The following is a 16,960-nucleotide window of genomic DNA, read 5'->3' as shown; positions in this document are numbered from 1 at the left end:
TGTGCCAGTCAAACTTCACCTCCACGTATTTCAACCGCACCCGTCAAACCTCAAAAGAAACCAATGCAGCCGCACAGTCTAGCACGCGGTGAAGGTCGCCAACCTGTTGACAAAAGCCAACGCGCTTGCCACCTAAAAACTGAACCTTGTTCGTGGCGGAGCGGATGCGACAAGCCCGATTACAAACAGTATTCCGCGCAAGGCGGAAGAGGCAGGGAATGCACATTTCGACCAAACGCAGGATTGCCAAGTCCCTGACCATCGGATGCACATGCGTTCTGATGGCACTGGTCGTCATCGGCTTTACGGGGCAGGTCTTTGCCGTGGGAGATTCAATCGCTCTGCTCCGTCCTCAGGCTGGTGTTCTGCTCCTGCCCTGCGCCGTGATACTTCTATTCATGCGCTCCAGATTTCTTGCTTTGACCACCTTGGTCTTTGCGGGGGCGGCCATTGGATCCATCGCAGCCAGCGTTGCCGCGCCCTCGGACGATTGCAACGGCTCCTGCTTGACGCTGTACCAGAAGAATCTCATGAGCAAAGCCTGGCCCCGGTATTCACTGGCCGAAGACATCATTGAGTCAAATGCACAGATCGTGACGTTGCAGGAAGTATCCAGCCACAATCGCAAGTACATGAGCAATCTGTTCGAGCATTACCCCGAAAAGGCGATCTGTGAATTCCGCCCTGAACAAAACGTCGCCATCCTGACGACCTTGCCGATTGTCGAGAATTCCGAATTCTGTCTGCAAGGTTATGGGCTTGTGGGGTTACAGGTCAAAGCGCCCGGCGGTGATTTGGTCTGGGTCGTATCAGTTCATCTGAACTGGCCATTTCCTTACGACCAGGCCAGGCAAAGCCAGGTGATTGCCGACCGCATCAGCCAACTTGAAGGACCGGTTCTGATTGCCGGAGATTTCAACATGGTGCCCTGGGGCGAAAGCGTCAGACGGATCGGAGCGGCCGCAAACAATCAGAGTTTTGGAACCGTCCTGAACACTCACAACCTCGGCAGTTGGAAGATCCCATTGCCGATAGACAACCTGTTGTTCCCCAAAGGCACAACCGGAACGGTTGAGCTGCGCCCCTTCATGGGATCCGACCACCTGGGAAAGCTTGCCCGGTTTCGACTGGGCTAGGATTTCCGTCAAGCACACTGCCGCACGCTTCAGTAGAAACAAAGGGCTAGCTTTGGGTTTCCACCAGTTCTTTCAGATTGGTCAGACCACGTTCATAGTCCTCGCCCACCCACGTATCCATCATCAACCCCATCCAGCGGGACATGGGGGTGAGACCCAGATCCGATTCAAACCCCCAAGTAACTTTGGTTCCCGCCCCGTCAGGCTCAAGGTTGAATGACGCAGCGGCAGTACCCATCGGGCCAAAATCCAGCACCGTTCTGACCCGTTGGTTTTCCACGCTCTCGACGATTTCCTGTGAGCCCGTGCCGACCTGCGGGTGATCCGAATCCCAGTTCAGAGTGTTCCCGACCCCGGCGGCAGGGCCGGAATACGTCAGTTTGGTTTCGGGGTCCCGGTGCAACCAAGGAGACCACTTTTCGGTTTCCTGCATCGAATTCACGTAAGGAAAGATGGCACTCGCCGGAGCGTCGATCGCAATGCTACGCGAAACTTCTGCCTTTCCTGGCAACAGATAGGAAGCCGCGACCAGAACCAGAATGCAAACGACCAATCCTGCGAAGATGCGCTTGATGACTTTCATGGTAGGCTCCGATCTTCAAATGCAATGAGTGGAGTATACCAAAAACGGCTCTGAATCAGAGCCGCTATCTTTATCGTTTCGGACTTGCCGATGTGTCGTCGTCAGACCGGGAGGAACTTTTTTTGATAAGGGTCATAGCTTTCCAACCCACCTGCACCGATATCCGTCCACAAGCCGTGCAAGCTCAGCGCTCCCTGCTCAACGGCTGACGAGACGAAGGGGAAGGTCATCAGGTTTTCCAGTGATGCGACAACCGATTGACGCTCGAACTGTCGGGCCTGTTCGACACTGTCCTCGATATCCGCGACCAGTTCGTATTTCGGCTTGAGAATATCCATCCAGCGACCAACAAAACTGTCCTTGGCATCCAGCTGCGGCGCCTGCCCCTTGCACATGTCGATACAGCCCTGCACGCCGCCGCATTGCGAATGCCCCAGAACGATTAAATGAGCGACCTTGAGCGCTGTTACGGCATATTCAATGGCAGCGCTGGTGCCGTGGTGGTCCCCATCCGGTGCATAGGGCGGCACCAGGTTGGCGATGTTTCGGTGAATAAAGAAATCGCCCTGGTCGGCTCCGAACATGGATGTCACGTGAACCCGGCTGTCGCAGCAGGATATGACCATGGCACGGGGGCGTTGTCCCTCATCGGCAAGACGGCGATACCAGACCTGGTTTTCCGAATATGTCGTGGCCTTCCATCCGTGATACCGTTTTAAAAGGTAGCTCGGCAGAGGTTTGGCAAAGTCCATTTCAATGTTCCCGTTCTTGTCGCTGACGGATGATCTAAACCGAATTCAAGGAAAATTCGAGCCATTATCCGGTTTCCCTGCAAGGTTTTGCAAAGGAATTTGCTGCCAGGATCAAGACCGCGCCGTGGGGGCGTTTGAATTAGGGTGAATGTGGTGGAAAAGATTATCACGCTTGAACACAAGGAATCCGTCCGTCTGGACTCGGATCAACTGAGCGGACTGTACCGGCAACTTGGCGACAAGAATGCGCTGGACGTTCTGTGCCGCACGGTCGAGGAGCTTGCCGTGCGCCTGTCAAATTGCGAACGCTACTGGCGTCAGCGCGAATGGGCGGACTTGCGCAAATGTGCCAAGTCACTGGTCGCAATATCCGAACAGATCGGGATGACGGCCCTGGCCCGGGTGGCGGGTGACGTGGCCCATACCGTCGATGCCGGTGACGCCGTTGCGGCGGGTGCGACGCTCGGGCGTTTGATCCGTGTCGGGGAACGATCGTTGACCGCCGTCTGGGACCAGCAGGACCTTTCCGTCTGACAGGGGTTGCGGGCAGATCATGCGCGGCTAGTCTGTGCGCAGAAACCATCAGCCGAGACGCCCATGACCCTGTCCTTCGCCCCACCCTCTGACCCGTCCATACCGCTTCATGTGATTGCGCAGCCGGATTTGGACAATTGGTTGCAGGATCAGCCGGATACCGTCCAGACCTGGGTTGCCGCAAACGGGTTTACAGGTGCGATGGGGCAGACACTGCTGGTACCAGGTGCGCATGGCGCGGTTGATTTTGTACTGGCCGGTTATGGAACAGAAGTCACGCGTGCGCGACAAAGGTTCCCATTGGCCGCCGCAGCCATGACACTGCCGGAAGGAACCTATCATATCGCGTCCGGCATTCCCGCTGATCGGCTGGAGATGGAGTGTTTTGGCTGGTTGATGACAGGCTACACCTTCGATCGCTACGCGTCTCAATCCGGTGGATCGGCGGCGCTGATTTCACCTGAAGGTGTGGATGCCAACCGTATCGAAGCCATGGCCAATGCCGAAGTTCTGACCCGCGATCTGGTGAATACGCCAGCCTCGGATATGGGTCCTGAGCAGTTGCAGCAGGCGGCTGAGGTTCTGGCTGGCGAATTCGGTGCCTCCTGCAGCGTGATCACCGGCGAGGCCCTGCTGGATCAGAATTTTCCCATGATCCACACGGTAGGACGCGCTGCGGAACAGGCCCCGCGGCTGATTGAACTGAACTGGGGCAGGAGCGGCCCCAAACTGACGCTTGTCGGCAAAGGTGTGTGTTTCGACACAGGCGGGCTGAACCTGAAACCGGGCGCGTCCATGGGTCTGATGAAGAAGGATATGGGGGGTGCGGCCAATGTGCTGGGACTGGCCCGGATGATCATGGCGCTGGGTATTCCGCTGCAACTGCGGGTTCTGATCCCGGCGGTCGAAAACGCGCTTGCCGGAAATGCCTTCCGTCCAGGCGACATCCTGACCTCCCGCAAGGGACTTACGGTCGAGATCAACAATACGGATGCCGAAGGGCGTCTGGTGCTTGCTGATGCTCTGGCGCTGGCGGCTGAAGGAGAGCCCGATCTGGTGATCTCGATGGCGACGCTGACCGGTGCCGCACGGGTGGCCGTTGGCCCGGATCTGGCACCGTTCTACACTGACGACCAGCAATGCGCGTCTTCCCTTTCACACGCGGCAGAGGTTTCGGCTGATCCGGTCTGGCGCATGCCGTTCCACACGCCTTACGAAGCGATGATCGAACCCGGTATTGCCGATCTGGACAACGCACCATCGGGCGGATTTGCTGGGTCGATCACCGCCGCTTTGTTTCTGCGACGGTTCGTGGGCACGCACCGCTATGTCCATTTCGACATCTACTCCTGGCAGCCCAGTAAAGAGCCCGGTCGCACAAAAGGCGGTCTGGGTCAGGGGCCGCGCGCCGTGTTAAACGCATTGCCGGAGATATTGGAGCTATGACGGATCGCAGGTTGCTTCGCTTCAACGGACGGGTGGCGCATTCATCGCTGAAAGGTCAGGTCGAAGCTGATGGTTTTTCGGATGGTGAAACATATCATATTCAATCGGTTGTGCGGGATGTTCTGGACAAACCCAATGGTCGTCGGCAGTGCCAGATGGTGTGCGGAGAAGCATTCATCATCTTGGAACGGGCGCAGAACCACCTGTTCGGGTTTCGCGAAAAAGATGGCTATGTCGGGTGGGTGCGACAGGAAATAGAAAGACGGCCACTTCAGCCAACGCACCGCGTTTCCGTGCCAAGAGCAGTTTCATTGGAACACCCCGATGTGACCAAGAATGCGAACGAACGGATTCTGCCTTTTGGCGCTGGTATAGAATACTGGCCGCGCCGTGATTCAGAACGCGAAAACACCATTCGTTCGACCGGATGGGTTTGCGTGAAAGAAGAGGGCCACATTCCAACGCCGCGATACATTCGCGAAACACAGCTGGTCGAAAAAGACTGGGTGGGTTCTGATCCTGCAGCAATTGCAGAACAGTTTCTTACCACCCCTTACATCTACGGTGGCGATACCGGACTCGGACTTGACTGTTCGGGCCTGATTCAAATCGCTTTTCATTCCTGCGGATTACCCTGCCCTCGCGATAGCGACATGCAAGCAGAGTTCTTCAAGCCAATCCCAAACCCCGAGCTTCGCCGGGGTGATCTGGTGTTTTGGAAAGGTCACGTAGGCATGATGCTGGATCAAGACACGCTTGTGCATGCAAATGCACATCACATGGCTGTTGCCAAAGAACCTTTGGAGGACGCTGTCTCTCGTATCGGCCGAAAAGAGTTCGGGGCTGTAACAGGATATGGGCGACATCCTGCGTCTTAGGCTCTAATCCGGGTTCACGGCCCGGATCAGCTTGCGTTCCAACACCCGTAAAACCGCGCGCAGATCGTGGCCGCGTTTCAGGATGCGGCCATCCATACCGATCACAGAGTACATTCCCTGTCTGGATCTCAGACGCGGGTGCTTTTCGACCCGATAGATCGGGTGTTCCGCGGTGCGCCGGAAGATCGAGAACACCGCCATGTCGCGCAGGTTGGAAATACCATAGTCGCGCCATTCCCCGGCGGCGACCATCCGACCATAAACGGATAGGATTTGAGACATCTCATGCCGGTCGAAAGCCACGGGCATCTGCGCTGCGCTTGCCGAGAACCGGCTGGGAGGCTGCATATTCATACCTCCAGCCTTGCCGGAATTCGCGTTTGAATCAAGCCTGATGCGCTGTTGTCTTACAATTACGACACAAGTGTTACCGTCGGCCGACCTGACGGCAGATCAGGATTACCGGCAGCAGACCTACCGCCAGAATAACCAGCGAAGGCACAGCTGCGCCCTCCAATCTCTCGTCCGAGGCCAATCGATATGCCTGCACCGCCAACGTATCGAAATTGAACGGCCGCATGATCAGAGTGGCCGGAAGTTCCTTCATCACGTCAACGAACACGATCAGAAGGGCCGTCAACAGAGACGGAGTCAGAATGGGCAGGTGAACACGCCGCAAAGTTCCCAACGGCGTCTGACCAAGTGAGCGGGCTGCGGCATCCATATTGGCGTGTACCGTGCTTTGGCCACCCTCATATGCGCTGAGCGCAGCAGCCAGGAACCGCACCATGTAGGCAGCGACCAGCAACCAGATCGAACCTGTAACCAACAGCCCCGTGGACACATCGAAGGTCTGACGCATCCAAACGTCCAGCGCGTTGTCAAAGCTCGCGAAGGGGACGATCAAGCCAACCGCGATGACGCCGCCGGGCACCGCATATCCCAGACGCGCCATATAAGCAGTCGCAGACGAGGCGCGCCCCGGTCTTAGGCGTTGAAAGAACCCGACACTGATCGCCGCAAAAACGGTGATGACCGCCGCCGTACCAGCAAGGATCAGCGAATTCTGAATGAAGCCGATATAGCGCTGCGAAAACAAGTTCTGTTCGGATTCCAGGCCCATCTCGACCAGAATGATAACAGGCAGCAAAAACCCGAAAAGAACAGGTATCGCACAAAGCAAGAATGCGCCACAGGCCCGCGGGCCCGTCAGATGTACCGCCGGTTGCGCCACATGCTGTTTCCCGGCCTGATAGTATTTTGCCTTGCCGCGCTGGGTGCGCTCGGCCACGGCCATGATCAGGGCAAAGCCCAGCAGGCACAGCGCAAGTTGTGCAGCCGCAGCCCGGTCGGCCATAGAAAACCAGCTTGTGTAGATCCCGGTGGCAAAGGTCTGCACACCGAAATACGACACGGTTCCGAAATCCGCGATGGTCTCCATGACGGCCAGCAGTACACCGCCTGCAATGGCAGGCCGCGCCATCGGGAGTGAAACGCGCCGAAACGCCAGCCATGGATTGTTACCCAGCGCCCGCGCCGCCAGAAATGCGGTCGCGCTTTGCTGCAGGAACGCAGCCCGCGCCAACAGGTAGACATAGGGATAGAGCACAAGGATCAACATGACCGCTGCGCCCTCGGTCGAGCGGATTTCCGGGAACCAGTAGTCGCGCGGGCCCCAACCGGTTACATCACGCAGCGTGCTTTGAACGATGCCCGGGTGATCCAGAATGAAGGTGTAGGCATAGGCAAGAACATAGGCCGGAAAGGCCAGCGGAAGGACCAGTGCGATCTCTAGAAACCGTACTCCGGGAAAACGGGTCATCGTTACCAGCCAGGCCGCCCCGGTGCCGATACTGAACGTGCCCGCCGCGACCAACACCACGAGAATCAGGGTCGTCACGATATAGCCGGGCAGCACCGTCTCCATCAGGTGCGAGATTGTGTCCGTTCCCCCGGTTACAGCCGCCAGGACCACGGCGATCATCGGCAAAAGGCACGCGGCAGCCACGACATAGGCGATCCCCGCCAGCAGTCGGGTACCGCGTACACCGCGATTGCGCGATCCGTTCTGTGAAAACTCGATTTCGGCCATCATCCCGGCTTGTGATTGGCAAAGGCGAAGGGTTCGCCTTTAATCGACCAAAAAGCTCGGAAACACCAGTGCATCGGTAAACAAATCTGCGGCGCAAACTGCCGCAGACTTGAAACAGGCCATTATTCGTAGACGCGCTGATCCTCGATCACCACCCCGTCCCTGGGAAGGGATCCGGGGGCCACAACCTCGATCGCGCCTTTCAGCTTCAACACCTCGGCCACCGACTTGGCATATGCCGGGTCGTCACCGCGCGGGCTTTCAATCCGGACTGTCATCGTGTCCATCTCACCCTGACGGGCTGCAATAACGCGGGCTTTGACGATTTCCTCATGTTTGTCGACCAGGGCCGCTACCTGTTCCGGGCGTACAAACATCCCCTTGATCTTGGTGGTCTGATCGGCGCGCCCCATCCAGCCTTTGATCCGGATATTGGTCCGGCCACAGGGCGAGACACCCGGCAGGACGGCCGAAAGATCTCCGGTCGCAAAGCGGATCAACGGGTAATCCGGGTTGAGAGAGGTCACGACAACCTCGCCCACTTCGCCCGGCGCTACCGGCGTACCGGTTCCGGGCGTTACGATCTCAACGATCACGTGTTCATCGATGATCATCCCCTCCATCGCAGCGCTTTCATAGGCGATGTTTCCCAGGTCCGCCGTCGCATAGCATTGCAGGCACGAAATACCGCGATCCGCGTATTCCTGACGCAGAGACGGGAATAGAGCACCACCACCAACGGCGGCTTTCGATAAGTTCAGCGAAACGCCCATCTCGTCGGCCTTGTCCAGGATGACTTTCAGGTAATCAGGCGTGCCTGCATAAGCAGTGCAGCCAACGTCACGCGCGGCTGTCACCTGCAACTCTGTCTGTCCGGTTCCCGCCGGCAAAACGGCAGCACCTACAGCGCGGGCACCGTTTTCAAAGATCATGCCTGCCGGTGTCAGGTGGTAGCCAAAACAGTTCTGAACAATATCACCAGCACCAACACCTACGGCATTCAAGAACCGGCCCATACGCCACCAATCGTGATCGGTGCTGCCCGGTTCATAAATCGGCCCGGGGGACTGAAACACGTGATGGAAGTGGCGCGCTGGCTTCACGGTAAACCCGCCAAAAGGGGGGCGTTCCGCCTGCGCGCGGATCAGGTCCGACTTGCGCAGCACGGGCAGCATCGGCAAATCATCAGCCGAAATCACCTTATTAGTGTCTGAATCCGACAAGTGTGTAGCGAAACCGGGGGCAGATGCAGCACGTTTGATCTGCTCTGCAAGCGCTTTTGCCTGATCGGAAGCACGTTCGTCCGCCGAACGTGTTTCGAGTGCGTCGAAATAGGTCATCGCCAAATCCTCCATCCGCTCACAGCCACCTCTTGCGGCGGCGATAGGACCGCACGTCGCGAAAGCTTTTGCGACCCTCGTCGGACATACCAAGGTAGAATTCCTTCACGTCCGGGTTCTCGCGCAGTTCGGCGGCCGGGCCATCCATGACAACGCGCCCGGATTCAAGAATGTACCCGTAATGCGCAAACCGCAGGGCGACGTTTGTGTTCTGCTCGGCCAACAGGAAGGACACGCCCTCTTTCTCGTTGAGGTCCTTCACGATGCCGAAAATCTCTTCGACCAACTGCGGCGCGAGCCCCATCGAAGGTTCGTCCAGCAGGATCGTCTCCGGGCGCGACATCAATGCCCGGCCCATGGCAACCATCTGCTGCTCTCCACCCGACGTATAGCCAGCCTGCGAGCGGCGGCGCTCCTTCAAGCGGGGGAAGTAATTGTAGACCAGCTCCAGATCCTGCTGGATCGCCGCGCTGCCGTCTTTGCGGGTATACGCACCCGTCAGCAGGTTCTCTTCAACTGTCAGATGCTCAAAACAGTGACGGCCTTCCATCACCTGAATCACACCTTTTTCCACCAATACGGCAGGGTCGCTTTCGTGTACGCTCTGGCCACGATACTTGATCGAGCCTTTCGTGACCTCGCCGCGTTCCGAATGCAGCAGGTTCGACACTGCCTTGAGCGTGGTCGTCTTGCCCGCGCCGTTACCACCCAGCAAGGCCGTGATACCGCCCTTGGGAACAGTCAGGCTAACGCCTTTCAGCACGAGGATCACATGGTTGTAGATCACTTCGATATTGTTGACCTCAAGCAGGGTTTCCGCCTGCACGTCAGTGGTGTGTGCCGCATCCAGCATCAGCGCGTGTCCTCATGCCTGTCCCCTTCGGGACTGTTCGTGAGGAGCGGCAGTCTGCCCGCCGCTCCGAAGTTTTGAAAGCCGGCCCAAGCCGGTACGAGACTGCCTTTATTCGCAGCGCGGTTCGATGTTGTTCTCGGCTGCATAAGCTGCCGAGTCTTCCGCGATCAGAGCGTTGATCACTTCGACATCCGTTGGCTTGAAGTCCTGAACCGGGTTCCAGGTTCCGGCCGCTGCGTCCCACTGAACAACACCGACAAGACCGGGGCCGCCGTGATTGTCGCAGGAAACCGCGAACTCGGGTCCAAATCCGGACATACCAAGCGCTTCCATCTTGGCATTGGTGATCTCCAGCGCCTCCATGCCATCGCGCATCATGGACGCGTCGATATCAGCAGTTCCGTGCAATTCTTGCGCGGTTTTCACGGCTTCGGCTGCCAGCATCGCAGCATAGAGACCGCGGTTATACTGAACTGTACCCAGTTGATCGCCTGCACCTGCTGCTTTGCCCGCGTCCACAACGTATTTCTTCAGATCGTCATAGACAGGGTAGTCCATTCCAAGACCAGTGAAGGTCAGTGCCTTGTAACCATTCGCTTTTTCGCCTGCTGGTTCAACATCGAATTCAGCACCGGACCACCAGACACCGATGAAGTTTTCCATCGGGAAACGGATGTTTGCAGCTTCTTGCACGGCCACCTGGTTCATGACGCCCCAACCCCACATGATTACGTAATCGGGCTTTTCACGGCGAATCTGCAACCACTGCGACTTCTGCTCCTGACCTGGGTGATCTACGGGCAGCAAGGACAGTTCATAGCCATGTTTTTCGGCCAGAGTTTCCAGCGTGCGGATCGGTTCCTTGCCATAAGCAGAGTTGTGATAGACCAGCGCAATCTTCTTGCCGTTCAGATCTCCACCATTCTCATCCAGCAGATAGTTGATCGCGCCCGATGCACCGTTCCAGTAGTTGGCCGGATAGTTGAACACGTGGCTGAACACTTTGCCGTTCGCAGCCGATGTTCGACCGTAACCCATCGTGTGCAGCGGGATGCCATCTGCGGTGACTTTCGGAATCAGCTGATAAGTAATGCCGGTCGACAGTGGTTGATACACCAACGCGCCTTCACCTTTGGTAGACTCGTAGCATTCAACGCCTTTTTCGGTGTTATAGCCGGTTTCGCATTCGATCACCTTCGCTGCAACACCGCCGATTCCACCGTCGCGTTCGTTCACCAGAGTGAAATAGTCGGCATAGCCGTCTGCAAACGGGATACCACCAGCCGCATAAGGTCCGGTCCGGTAGCTAAGCGACGGAAATACAAGGTCGGCCATGGCCGGGCCTGCCGCCATCAACGCGCCCAGCGCTAAGGTTGCCAGTTTCTTGTTCATCGGGTGTTTCCTCCCTTAATAGATCCGATGTTGAGTTCGGGCTTTGCACCCGTCTTTTAGTTGGGCCTGCCCCTTAGTGCGGGAACGGCCAGAGTCTGAGTTTTTCCTTCGCCACGCGCCATAGCTGCGCCAGCCCATGCGGTTCGAGAATCAGGAACATGATGATCAGGGCACCGACAATCACCAGCTGTAGATGCGCCACGATATCCGTGGGCCAGCCGAGAACATCGACGCCGACCACTTTCAGGACCACGGGCAGAAGTACAAGGAATGCAGCACCCGCGAAGGATCCGAAGATCGAGCCCAGACCGCCGATAATGACCATGAACAGCACCAGGAACGATTTCTGGATGCCGAATACTTCGCCGACCTCAACCGCGCCCAGATAGACCGAGAAGAACAGCGCGCCCGCGATGCCCACAAAGAACGAACTGACGGCAAAGGCAGTCAGTTTCGCCTTGAGCGGGTTCACCCCGATGATCTCGGCCGCGATATCCATATCGCGGATCGCCATCCATGTCCGCCCCGTCGTGCCGCGCGTCAGGTTGCGCGCGAGAATGGCGCAGATGGTCAGGAAAATCAGGCAAAACAGGTAAGTGGCCCAGGCCGATGCATTTGGACCAGTGATGATGATGCCGAACACATCCCGTTCCGGCGCATTGATCTGCCCCGACGCCGAATAGTTGTAGAACCACGGCACCCGGTTGAAAAGCCACACCAGGAAGAATTGCGCCGCCAGCGTCGCCACCGCAAGGTAAAACCCCTTGATCCGCAAGGATGGCAAGCCGAACAGTACACCGACGATGGCCGTTATCCCGCCGGCCAGCAACACGTGAATAAACATGCTGACATCCGGGAAAGCGGTCATCAGCTTGTAACAGGCATAGGCCCCCACAGCCATGAACCCGCCGGTGCCAAGGCTGACCTGCCCGCAATACCCCACAAGAATGTTCAGCCCAATGGCCGCGATCGCATAGATCAGGAAGGGAAGCAGAAGAGCGTTGGCCCAATAGTCGTTGATGATGAACGGGATGATCCCGAACGCCACCGCCAACACCACATAGTACCGATACCGATCGAACTTGATCGGGAAAGTCTGGCTGTCAGCAACGTAGGAGGTTTTGAAATCTCCGGCCTCACGATAGAACATGTCTTACTTTCCCCATTCTTCCTGCGCCCGGTTCCGGGCTTCGGCGTCCAGTTGATTGGACCCTTTGGCATATCCGCTCGCCTCTGAGGCGCGCACCAGTTTCAGGTAGGCCAGAACCCCCATGATCAGACCCGCAAAAGCCAGGATTGCAGCGATGGTCAGCTGGCCATCCGTCAGATCGTCCGAGGTCAGGGCGATATACCCAAACGCCCAGAACCCGGCCCATGCGATCACGTTGATGATGGCGATCAGCTTGGTCATCAGTACAAAAACCCTCTGATTTTATCGAAGTCCGTGGTTGCCCAAAAATTGATCATCCGGAATTCATCTGAAGCGGTTTCGCCAGAGATCGTGAAATAGAATATCGTGCTATCACTTTCGAACAACACGACTTCACTTATGAAGTATTCGCTCTGCCGAACGCGTCTCAGAGTCACACATTTAAGTTCCCCCTCACCGGACAAACCCGAAATCTGATCTGCCACGCTTTTCTTGGCCGAATCCTCGATTTCAAAAGACCCAAACGCGGTACTAAAACGCCTTTCCTGCATGCGAATCTTGATCGTTTCTAATCCCGCGTTTTCTGTCGGTTCACTGATTGCGGTGCATCCTGCCGAAGCGAAACTAGCGATCAAAACGGTAGCCGCAATGGAGCAAAAAAGAGCGATAAACTTTTTTAACCTAAACCCTTTCAATGATCTTCTCCCCAAACAGGCCCTGCGGCCGGAACACAAGGAAGATCAGCGCCAGCACATAGGCGAACCAGTTCTCGGTTGCGCCACCGACCATCGGTCCGATTGCGAATTCGAACAGCTTCTCACCCACGCCGATGATCAGCCCGCCAACGATGGCTCCGGGGATCGAGGTGAACCCGCCCAGCATCAGCACTGGCAACGCCTTGAGCGCGATCAGCGACAGCGAGAATTGCACGCCCGACTTGGTGCCCCACATGATACCTGCGACCAGGGCGACAAATCCCGCAACCGACCAGACCATGACCCAGATGAAGTTCAAAGAGATGCCAACGGACAGCGCCGCCTGGTGATCATCTGCTACCGCCCGCATCGCGCGGCCCTGCTTTGTGTATTGGCTGAACGCGACCAGCGCCGCGACCAGAAGCGCCGCGATGACCGTCGCCACGATGTCTAGATTGTCGATGAAGAAGCCATAGCCGAAGATGTTGAACGTCGTCTCATCGATCCACAGGTTGATCCCCTGCGGCAGGCCCACATCCAGCGTCTTGATCTCGGACCCCCACATCAGGTCGGCGACGCCTTCCAGGAAATATGCCAGACCGATGGTCGCCATGAACAGGATGATTGGCTCCTGCCCAACCAGATGTCGCATGACGAACCGCTGCACACACCAGGCCAGCAACACCATCACACCCATCGTCAGAACGATCGCGAACAGCGCGGGCACATTCCACCCGAAGTAGTGGATATGGGTGCCGAAAGTCGCGTTGATCAGATGCGCAAATGGTACCTGCCCGTTCATGATCCCGACCAGCGTCATCGCCGCGAACAGGGCCATAACCCCTTGGGCATAATTGAAAATCCCAGACGCCTTGTAGATCAGTACAAAGCCCAGCGCGACCAGCGCATAGAGCACCCCGGCCATCAGACCGTTGAGGATGACCTCCATCCCGAAGATAATTTGATCAGGCATGCCAGCCCCTCCTCAATTCTGCCCAGAGCTTAGTCATGGCTGACCCCCAGATAGGCGTCGATGACTTCCTGATTGTTGCGCACTTCATCAGGTGTGCCGTCACCGATCTTCTTTCCGTAATCCATGACGACCACCCGGTCGCTCAGGTCCATCACAACGCCCATGTCGTGTTCGATCAGGGCGATGGTGGTGCCGAATTCGTCATTCACGTCGAGGATGAAGCGGCTCATGTCCTCTTTTTCTTCAACGTTCATACCCGCCATCGGCTCGTCCAACAGCAGCAGCTTGGGCTCTGCCGCCAGCGCCCGCGCCAGTTCGACGCGTTTCTTCAGACCGTAGGGCAGGCGTGATACCGGCGTCTTGCGGATGTGCTGGATTTCCAGAAAGTCGATGATCTTTTCAACCGCCTCGCGGTTTTCGGTCTCTTCCTTCTCGGCCTTGCCCTTCCACAGTGCCTGCTGAAGGATGTTGGTCTTCATGTAACCCAATCGTCCGGTCATGACGTTGTCCAGAACGCTCATGCCTTCGAACAAGGCGATATTCTGAAACGTCCGCGCAATCCCCTGCTGCGCCACCTCAAAGGGCCGCATCGGCGGGCGTTTGGCCCCATGAAACCAGACCTCACCCTCCTGCGGGACATAGAAGCCCGAAATCACGTTCAGCATCGAGGACTTGCCTGCCCCGTTCGGCCCGATGATGGCGCGGATCTCGCCCTCACGAATGTCGAACGAGATATCCTTGATCGCAACCACACCACCAAAGCGCAGGGTGATGTTCTTCATTTCCATCACCACACCGCCGATCTTGCGACCGTCTTCGGTGACATATCCATCGGAATTATCCAGCATCGGTCACTCCCTGACTTGCGCGAAAACGGGACGGCGGGCGGGGCGATGACCGCAGGTCGAGCGGCGCACGTACGGCCTTCATTCTGCGGCAACCTTATGTTGGGCAACGGGAACAACCGGCACGTCGACAATTTCCAGCGTCGCTGAGATCGATCCCTTGCGACCATCCTCATAGGTGACTTCTGTGGTGGTCGAGACCGTCTTGGACCCGTCATAAAGCGCGGCAATGATGTCGCTGAACTTGTCTTCGACAAAACCGCGCCGCACCTTCCGCGTCCGGGTCATCTCGCCATCATCCGCATCCAGTTCCTTGTGCAGCACCACAAAGCGATGCACCTGACAACCCGACAGCATTTCATCGGCGGCAACCGACTTGTTCACTTCTTCCACGTGGCTCCGAATCGTCTCTAACACGCGCGGATGCCCCGCCAGTTCCTGATACGAGGCATATGCGACGTTGTTGCGCTCGGCCCAGTTGCCGACCGCCGTCAGGTCGATATTGATGAAGGCCACGCAACGATCCTTGCCATTGCCGAACACGACGACCTCAAGGATATCCGGATAAAACTTCAGCTTGTTCTCGACGTATTTCGGCGCGAACATCGACCCGTCGGCCATCTTGCCCACGTCCTTGGCGCGATCGATGATCCGCAGATGCCCCGAGCTTTCCTCGATGAACCCGGCATCACCCGTGGCCACCCAGCCTTCGACATCCTTGGTCGAGGCCGTGGAGTCCGGATTGTTGAAATACTCCACAAACACACCGGGTGAGCGATAGTGAATTTCGCCCTTGTCGTCGATTTTCAGCTCAACGTCCGGCGCAGGAACACCAACAGTATCCGCGCGCACTTCGCCATCCGGCTGGACAGTGATGAACACGGTCGCTTCGGTCTGGCCATACAGCTGTTTCAGGTTGATGCCTAAAGAGCGATAGAAATCAAAAATCTCGGGCCCAATCGCCTCACCCGCCGTATAGCCCACCCGGAAGCGCCCGTACCCCAGCGTGTCTTTGAGCGGCCCGTATACCAGCAGATTGCCCAGTGCGTATTTCAACTTGTCACCCAAGCTCACCGGCTTGCCATCCAGCAACCGACCGCCGACCTTCTTGGCATGCGCCATGAAGTAGTGGAACATGCGCTGCTTGAGCTTGCTGGCATCTTCCATCCGGATCATCACATTGGTCAGTTGGGTCTCGAACACACGTGGTGGGGCGAAGAAATAGGTCGGCCCGATCTCGCGCAGATCGGTCATCATCGTGTCGGCGCTTTCAGGACAGTTCACGCAGAAGCCGCACCAATAAGCCTGACCGATGGAAAAGATGAAATCACCAACCCAGGCCATCGGCAGGTATGACAGGATGTCTTCATTCCGGGTCAGATGATCAAATTCGGCCGAGTTCTTGGCACTTTCGATCACGTTGCGGTTCGACAGCACCACACCCTTGGGCTTGCCCGTGGTGCCCGAGGTATAGAGCATCACGCAGGTGTCGTCATAGGTGAGCTCACCGATGCGCTTATCCAGTTCCGCGTCAAACCGCGCATGACCGGCGCTGCCTTCGGCCTTGATGTCGTCAAGGGCATTCATCTGGCTGTGGTCGTATTTCCGCATCCCCCGCTTGTCGGTATAGAGGATGTGTTTGACCTGATGCAGGTTTTCCTGAATCTCGATGACCTTGTCGACCTGCTCCTGATCGCCGCAGACGACATATTTCGCACCGCAATGCTCCAGCACATAGGCCATCTCTTCGGCAACCGCGTCCTGATAGAGAGGGACCGGAATGGCACCGACCATCTGCGCCGCAACCATTGACCAGTAATGTGCCGGACGGTTGCGCCCGATCACGGCGATGTGGTCGCCCTTTCCAACGCCAAGCTCCAAGAACCCCAGCGCGATGGCGCGGATTTCCCTGGCCGCTTCGGCCCAGGTCCAGCATTGCCAGATCCCAAATTCCTTTTCCCGGTAGGCCGGGGCGTCCCCGAACTGGGCCGCATTGCGGTGTAGCAGCGCCGGAAGAGAGTGCATCCCTTCAGCGCCCGACTGCGTCTGAGCCAATCTCTTTCTCCTCCCCATCCGACCCCTCCTCTGGGCCGGAAACGGCGGACCAGGGATCAACCCCGGACGCCAACGCCCCGATAAGGGACGCAGGAAAGATCAGCGTCAACTTTTTCCTGATGTTTTCTCAATTCTTACGAATTGTAACAGGGGTGGGGAGGTGGCCATTCGAGCTTTACAAGCTGCGTAACTGGTCAGTCTGTGCAGGCCAAACGGCTGCGGGCACCGCTGCAAAA

Annotated in this window: 17 protein-coding genes; 4 read left to right on the top strand and 13 right to left on the bottom strand. The window is 57.3% G+C overall.

The features are described from left to right. The first annotated feature begins 218 nt into the window (after positions 1–218). Complete coding sequence (locus D1823_RS15140) at positions 219–1,136, top strand: endonuclease/exonuclease/phosphatase family protein (protein WP_117871407.1); 918 nt, start codon at positions 219–221, stop codon at positions 1,134–1,136. Between the two features lie 46 nt (positions 1,137–1,182). Here the strand turns inward: D1823_RS15140 and D1823_RS15135 are convergent, their stop codons facing one another. Both D1823_RS15135 and D1823_RS15130 read right to left on the bottom strand, forming a co-directional pair. Beyond that, complete coding sequence (locus D1823_RS15135; RefSeq protein ID WP_117871405.1) at positions 1,183–1,719, bottom strand: SRPBCC family protein; 537 nt, start codon at positions 1,717–1,719, stop codon at positions 1,183–1,185. Between the two features lie 101 nt (positions 1,720–1,820). Continuing rightward, on the bottom strand, positions 1,821–2,471 hold the full coding sequence (locus tag D1823_RS15130) for a carbonic anhydrase (protein WP_117871404.1): 651 nt from the start codon (positions 2,469–2,471) through the stop codon (positions 1,821–1,823). A gap of 144 nt (positions 2,472–2,615) precedes the next feature. On the opposite strand from D1823_RS15130, the gene D1823_RS15125 reads away from it, so the two are divergent. The 3 genes from D1823_RS15125 to D1823_RS15115 all read left to right on the top strand — a co-directional run bounded on the left by D1823_RS15125 (position 2,616) and on the right by D1823_RS15115 (position 5,329). Further along, positions 2,616–3,005 carry a hypothetical protein gene (locus tag D1823_RS15125; protein ID WP_117871402.1) on the top strand — a complete coding sequence of 130 codons (390 nt, stop codon included), beginning with the start codon at positions 2,616–2,618 and terminating at the stop codon, positions 3,003–3,005. Between the two features lie 63 nt (positions 3,006–3,068). Then, the gene (locus D1823_RS15120) at positions 3,069–4,451 is read left to right on the top strand and encodes a M17 family metallopeptidase (protein ID WP_117871400.1); all 1,383 of its coding nucleotides are present in this window, start codon (positions 3,069–3,071) and stop codon (positions 4,449–4,451) included. Next, positions 4,448–5,329: a C40 family peptidase gene (locus D1823_RS15115; protein ID WP_117871398.1), complete on the top strand. Its 882-nt coding sequence runs from the start codon at positions 4,448–4,450 to the stop codon at positions 5,327–5,329. The genes D1823_RS15120 and D1823_RS15115 overlap by 4 nt, the downstream gene beginning before the upstream one ends. Positions 5,330–5,332: 3 nt before the next feature. Here D1823_RS15115 and D1823_RS15110 read toward each other — a convergent pair whose 3' ends face one another. The 11 genes from D1823_RS15110 to D1823_RS15060 form a co-directional block, all read right to left on the bottom strand. After that, positions 5,333–5,683, bottom strand: a complete 351-nt coding sequence (locus D1823_RS15110) for a DUF2794 domain-containing protein (protein WP_117871396.1) — start codon at positions 5,681–5,683, stop codon at positions 5,333–5,335. Positions 5,684–5,756: 73 nt separating this feature from the next. After that, on the bottom strand, positions 5,757–7,421 hold the full coding sequence (locus D1823_RS15105) for an iron ABC transporter permease (protein ID WP_117872924.1): 1,665 nt from the start codon (positions 7,419–7,421) through the stop codon (positions 5,757–5,759). Positions 7,422–7,543: 122 nt separating this feature from the next. Then, positions 7,544–8,761 (bottom strand): phenylacetate--CoA ligase family protein, encoded by a 1,218-nt coding sequence (locus D1823_RS15100; protein WP_117872923.1) that lies wholly within the window; start codon positions 8,759–8,761, stop codon positions 7,544–7,546. A gap of 19 nt (positions 8,762–8,780) precedes the next feature. After that, the gene (locus D1823_RS15095) at positions 8,781–9,614 is read right to left on the bottom strand and encodes an ABC transporter ATP-binding protein (protein ID WP_117871394.1); all 834 of its coding nucleotides are present in this window, start codon (positions 9,612–9,614) and stop codon (positions 8,781–8,783) included. 108 nt (positions 9,615–9,722) lie between these two features. Beyond that, positions 9,723–11,006 (bottom strand): ABC transporter substrate-binding protein, encoded by a 1,284-nt coding sequence (locus tag D1823_RS15090; protein WP_117871392.1) that lies wholly within the window; start codon positions 11,004–11,006, stop codon positions 9,723–9,725. A gap of 73 nt (positions 11,007–11,079) precedes the next feature. After that, entirely contained in the window at positions 11,080–12,156 is a 1,077-nt protein-coding gene (locus D1823_RS15085) for a branched-chain amino acid ABC transporter permease (protein WP_117871390.1), read from the bottom strand. 3 nt (positions 12,157–12,159) lie between these two features. After that, entirely contained in the window at positions 12,160–12,417 is a 258-nt protein-coding gene (locus tag D1823_RS15080) for a hypothetical protein (protein WP_117871388.1), read from the bottom strand. Continuing rightward, the gene (locus D1823_RS15075; RefSeq protein WP_117871386.1) at positions 12,417–12,851 is read right to left on the bottom strand and encodes a hypothetical protein; all 435 of its coding nucleotides are present in this window, start codon (positions 12,849–12,851) and stop codon (positions 12,417–12,419) included. The genes D1823_RS15080 and D1823_RS15075 overlap by 1 nt, the downstream gene beginning before the upstream one ends. Continuing rightward, a complete protein-coding gene (locus tag D1823_RS15070; RefSeq protein ID WP_117871384.1) occupies positions 12,838–13,824 on the bottom strand; it encodes a branched-chain amino acid ABC transporter permease in 987 nt (328 codons plus the stop codon). The genes D1823_RS15075 and D1823_RS15070 overlap by 14 nt, the downstream gene beginning before the upstream one ends. A gap of 29 nt (positions 13,825–13,853) precedes the next feature. Continuing rightward, a complete protein-coding gene (locus tag D1823_RS15065; RefSeq protein ID WP_117871382.1) occupies positions 13,854–14,672 on the bottom strand; it encodes an ABC transporter ATP-binding protein in 819 nt (272 codons plus the stop codon). A gap of 78 nt (positions 14,673–14,750) precedes the next feature. After that, entirely contained in the window at positions 14,751–16,694 is a 1,944-nt protein-coding gene (locus D1823_RS15060; protein WP_205512005.1) for an AMP-binding protein, read from the bottom strand. Positions 16,695–16,960 lie beyond the last annotated feature (266 nt).

It is taken from the genome of Ruegeria sp. AD91A (assembly GCF_003443535.1).
Lineage (GTDB): Bacteria > Pseudomonadota > Alphaproteobacteria > Rhodobacterales > Rhodobacteraceae > Ruegeria.
Note: the sequence above shows the minus strand (reverse complement) of the source record. Positions and strands in the feature narration are given on the sequence as shown.

What these genes read in the sequence shown, in the direction of transcription:
- D1823_RS15140 (WP_117871407.1), top strand. Translation starts at nt 219, where the DNA reads ATGCACATTTCGACCAAACGCAGGATTGCCAAGTCCCTGACCATCGGA.
- D1823_RS15135 (WP_117871405.1), bottom strand. Translation starts at nt 1,719, where the DNA reads ATGAAAGTCATCAAGCGCATCTTCGCAGGATTGGTCGTTTGCATTCTG.
- D1823_RS15130 (WP_117871404.1), bottom strand. Translation starts at nt 2,471, where the DNA reads ATGGACTTTGCCAAACCTCTGCCGAGCTACCTTTTAAAACGGTATCAC.
- D1823_RS15120 (WP_117871400.1), top strand. Translation starts at nt 3,069, where the DNA reads ATGACCCTGTCCTTCGCCCCACCCTCTGACCCGTCCATACCGCTTCAT.
- D1823_RS15115 (WP_117871398.1), top strand. Translation starts at nt 4,448, where the DNA reads ATGACGGATCGCAGGTTGCTTCGCTTCAACGGACGGGTGGCGCATTCA.
- D1823_RS15110 (WP_117871396.1), bottom strand. Translation starts at nt 5,683, where the DNA reads ATGAATATGCAGCCTCCCAGCCGGTTCTCGGCAAGCGCAGCGCAGATG.
- D1823_RS15105 (WP_117872924.1), bottom strand. Translation starts at nt 7,421, where the DNA reads ATGGCCGAAATCGAGTTTTCACAGAACGGATCGCGCAATCGCGGTGTA.
- D1823_RS15100 (WP_117872923.1), bottom strand. Translation starts at nt 8,761, where the DNA reads ATGACCTATTTCGACGCACTCGAAACACGTTCGGCGGACGAACGTGCT.
- D1823_RS15095 (WP_117871394.1), bottom strand. Translation starts at nt 9,614, where the DNA reads ATGCTGGATGCGGCACACACCACTGACGTGCAGGCGGAAACCCTGCTT.
- D1823_RS15090 (WP_117871392.1), bottom strand. Translation starts at nt 11,006, where the DNA reads ATGAACAAGAAACTGGCAACCTTAGCGCTGGGCGCGTTGATGGCGGCA.
- D1823_RS15085 (WP_117871390.1), bottom strand. Translation starts at nt 12,156, where the DNA reads ATGTTCTATCGTGAGGCCGGAGATTTCAAAACCTCCTACGTTGCTGAC.
- D1823_RS15080 (WP_117871388.1), bottom strand. Translation starts at nt 12,417, where the DNA reads ATGACCAAGCTGATCGCCATCATCAACGTGATCGCATGGGCCGGGTTC.
- D1823_RS15070 (WP_117871384.1), bottom strand. Translation starts at nt 13,824, where the DNA reads ATGCCTGATCAAATTATCTTCGGGATGGAGGTCATCCTCAACGGTCTG.
- D1823_RS15065 (WP_117871382.1), bottom strand. Translation starts at nt 14,672, where the DNA reads ATGCTGGATAATTCCGATGGATATGTCACCGAAGACGGTCGCAAGATC.
- D1823_RS15060 (WP_205512005.1), bottom strand. Translation starts at nt 16,694, where the DNA reads ATGCACTCTCTTCCGGCGCTGCTACACCGCAATGCGGCCCAGTTCGGG.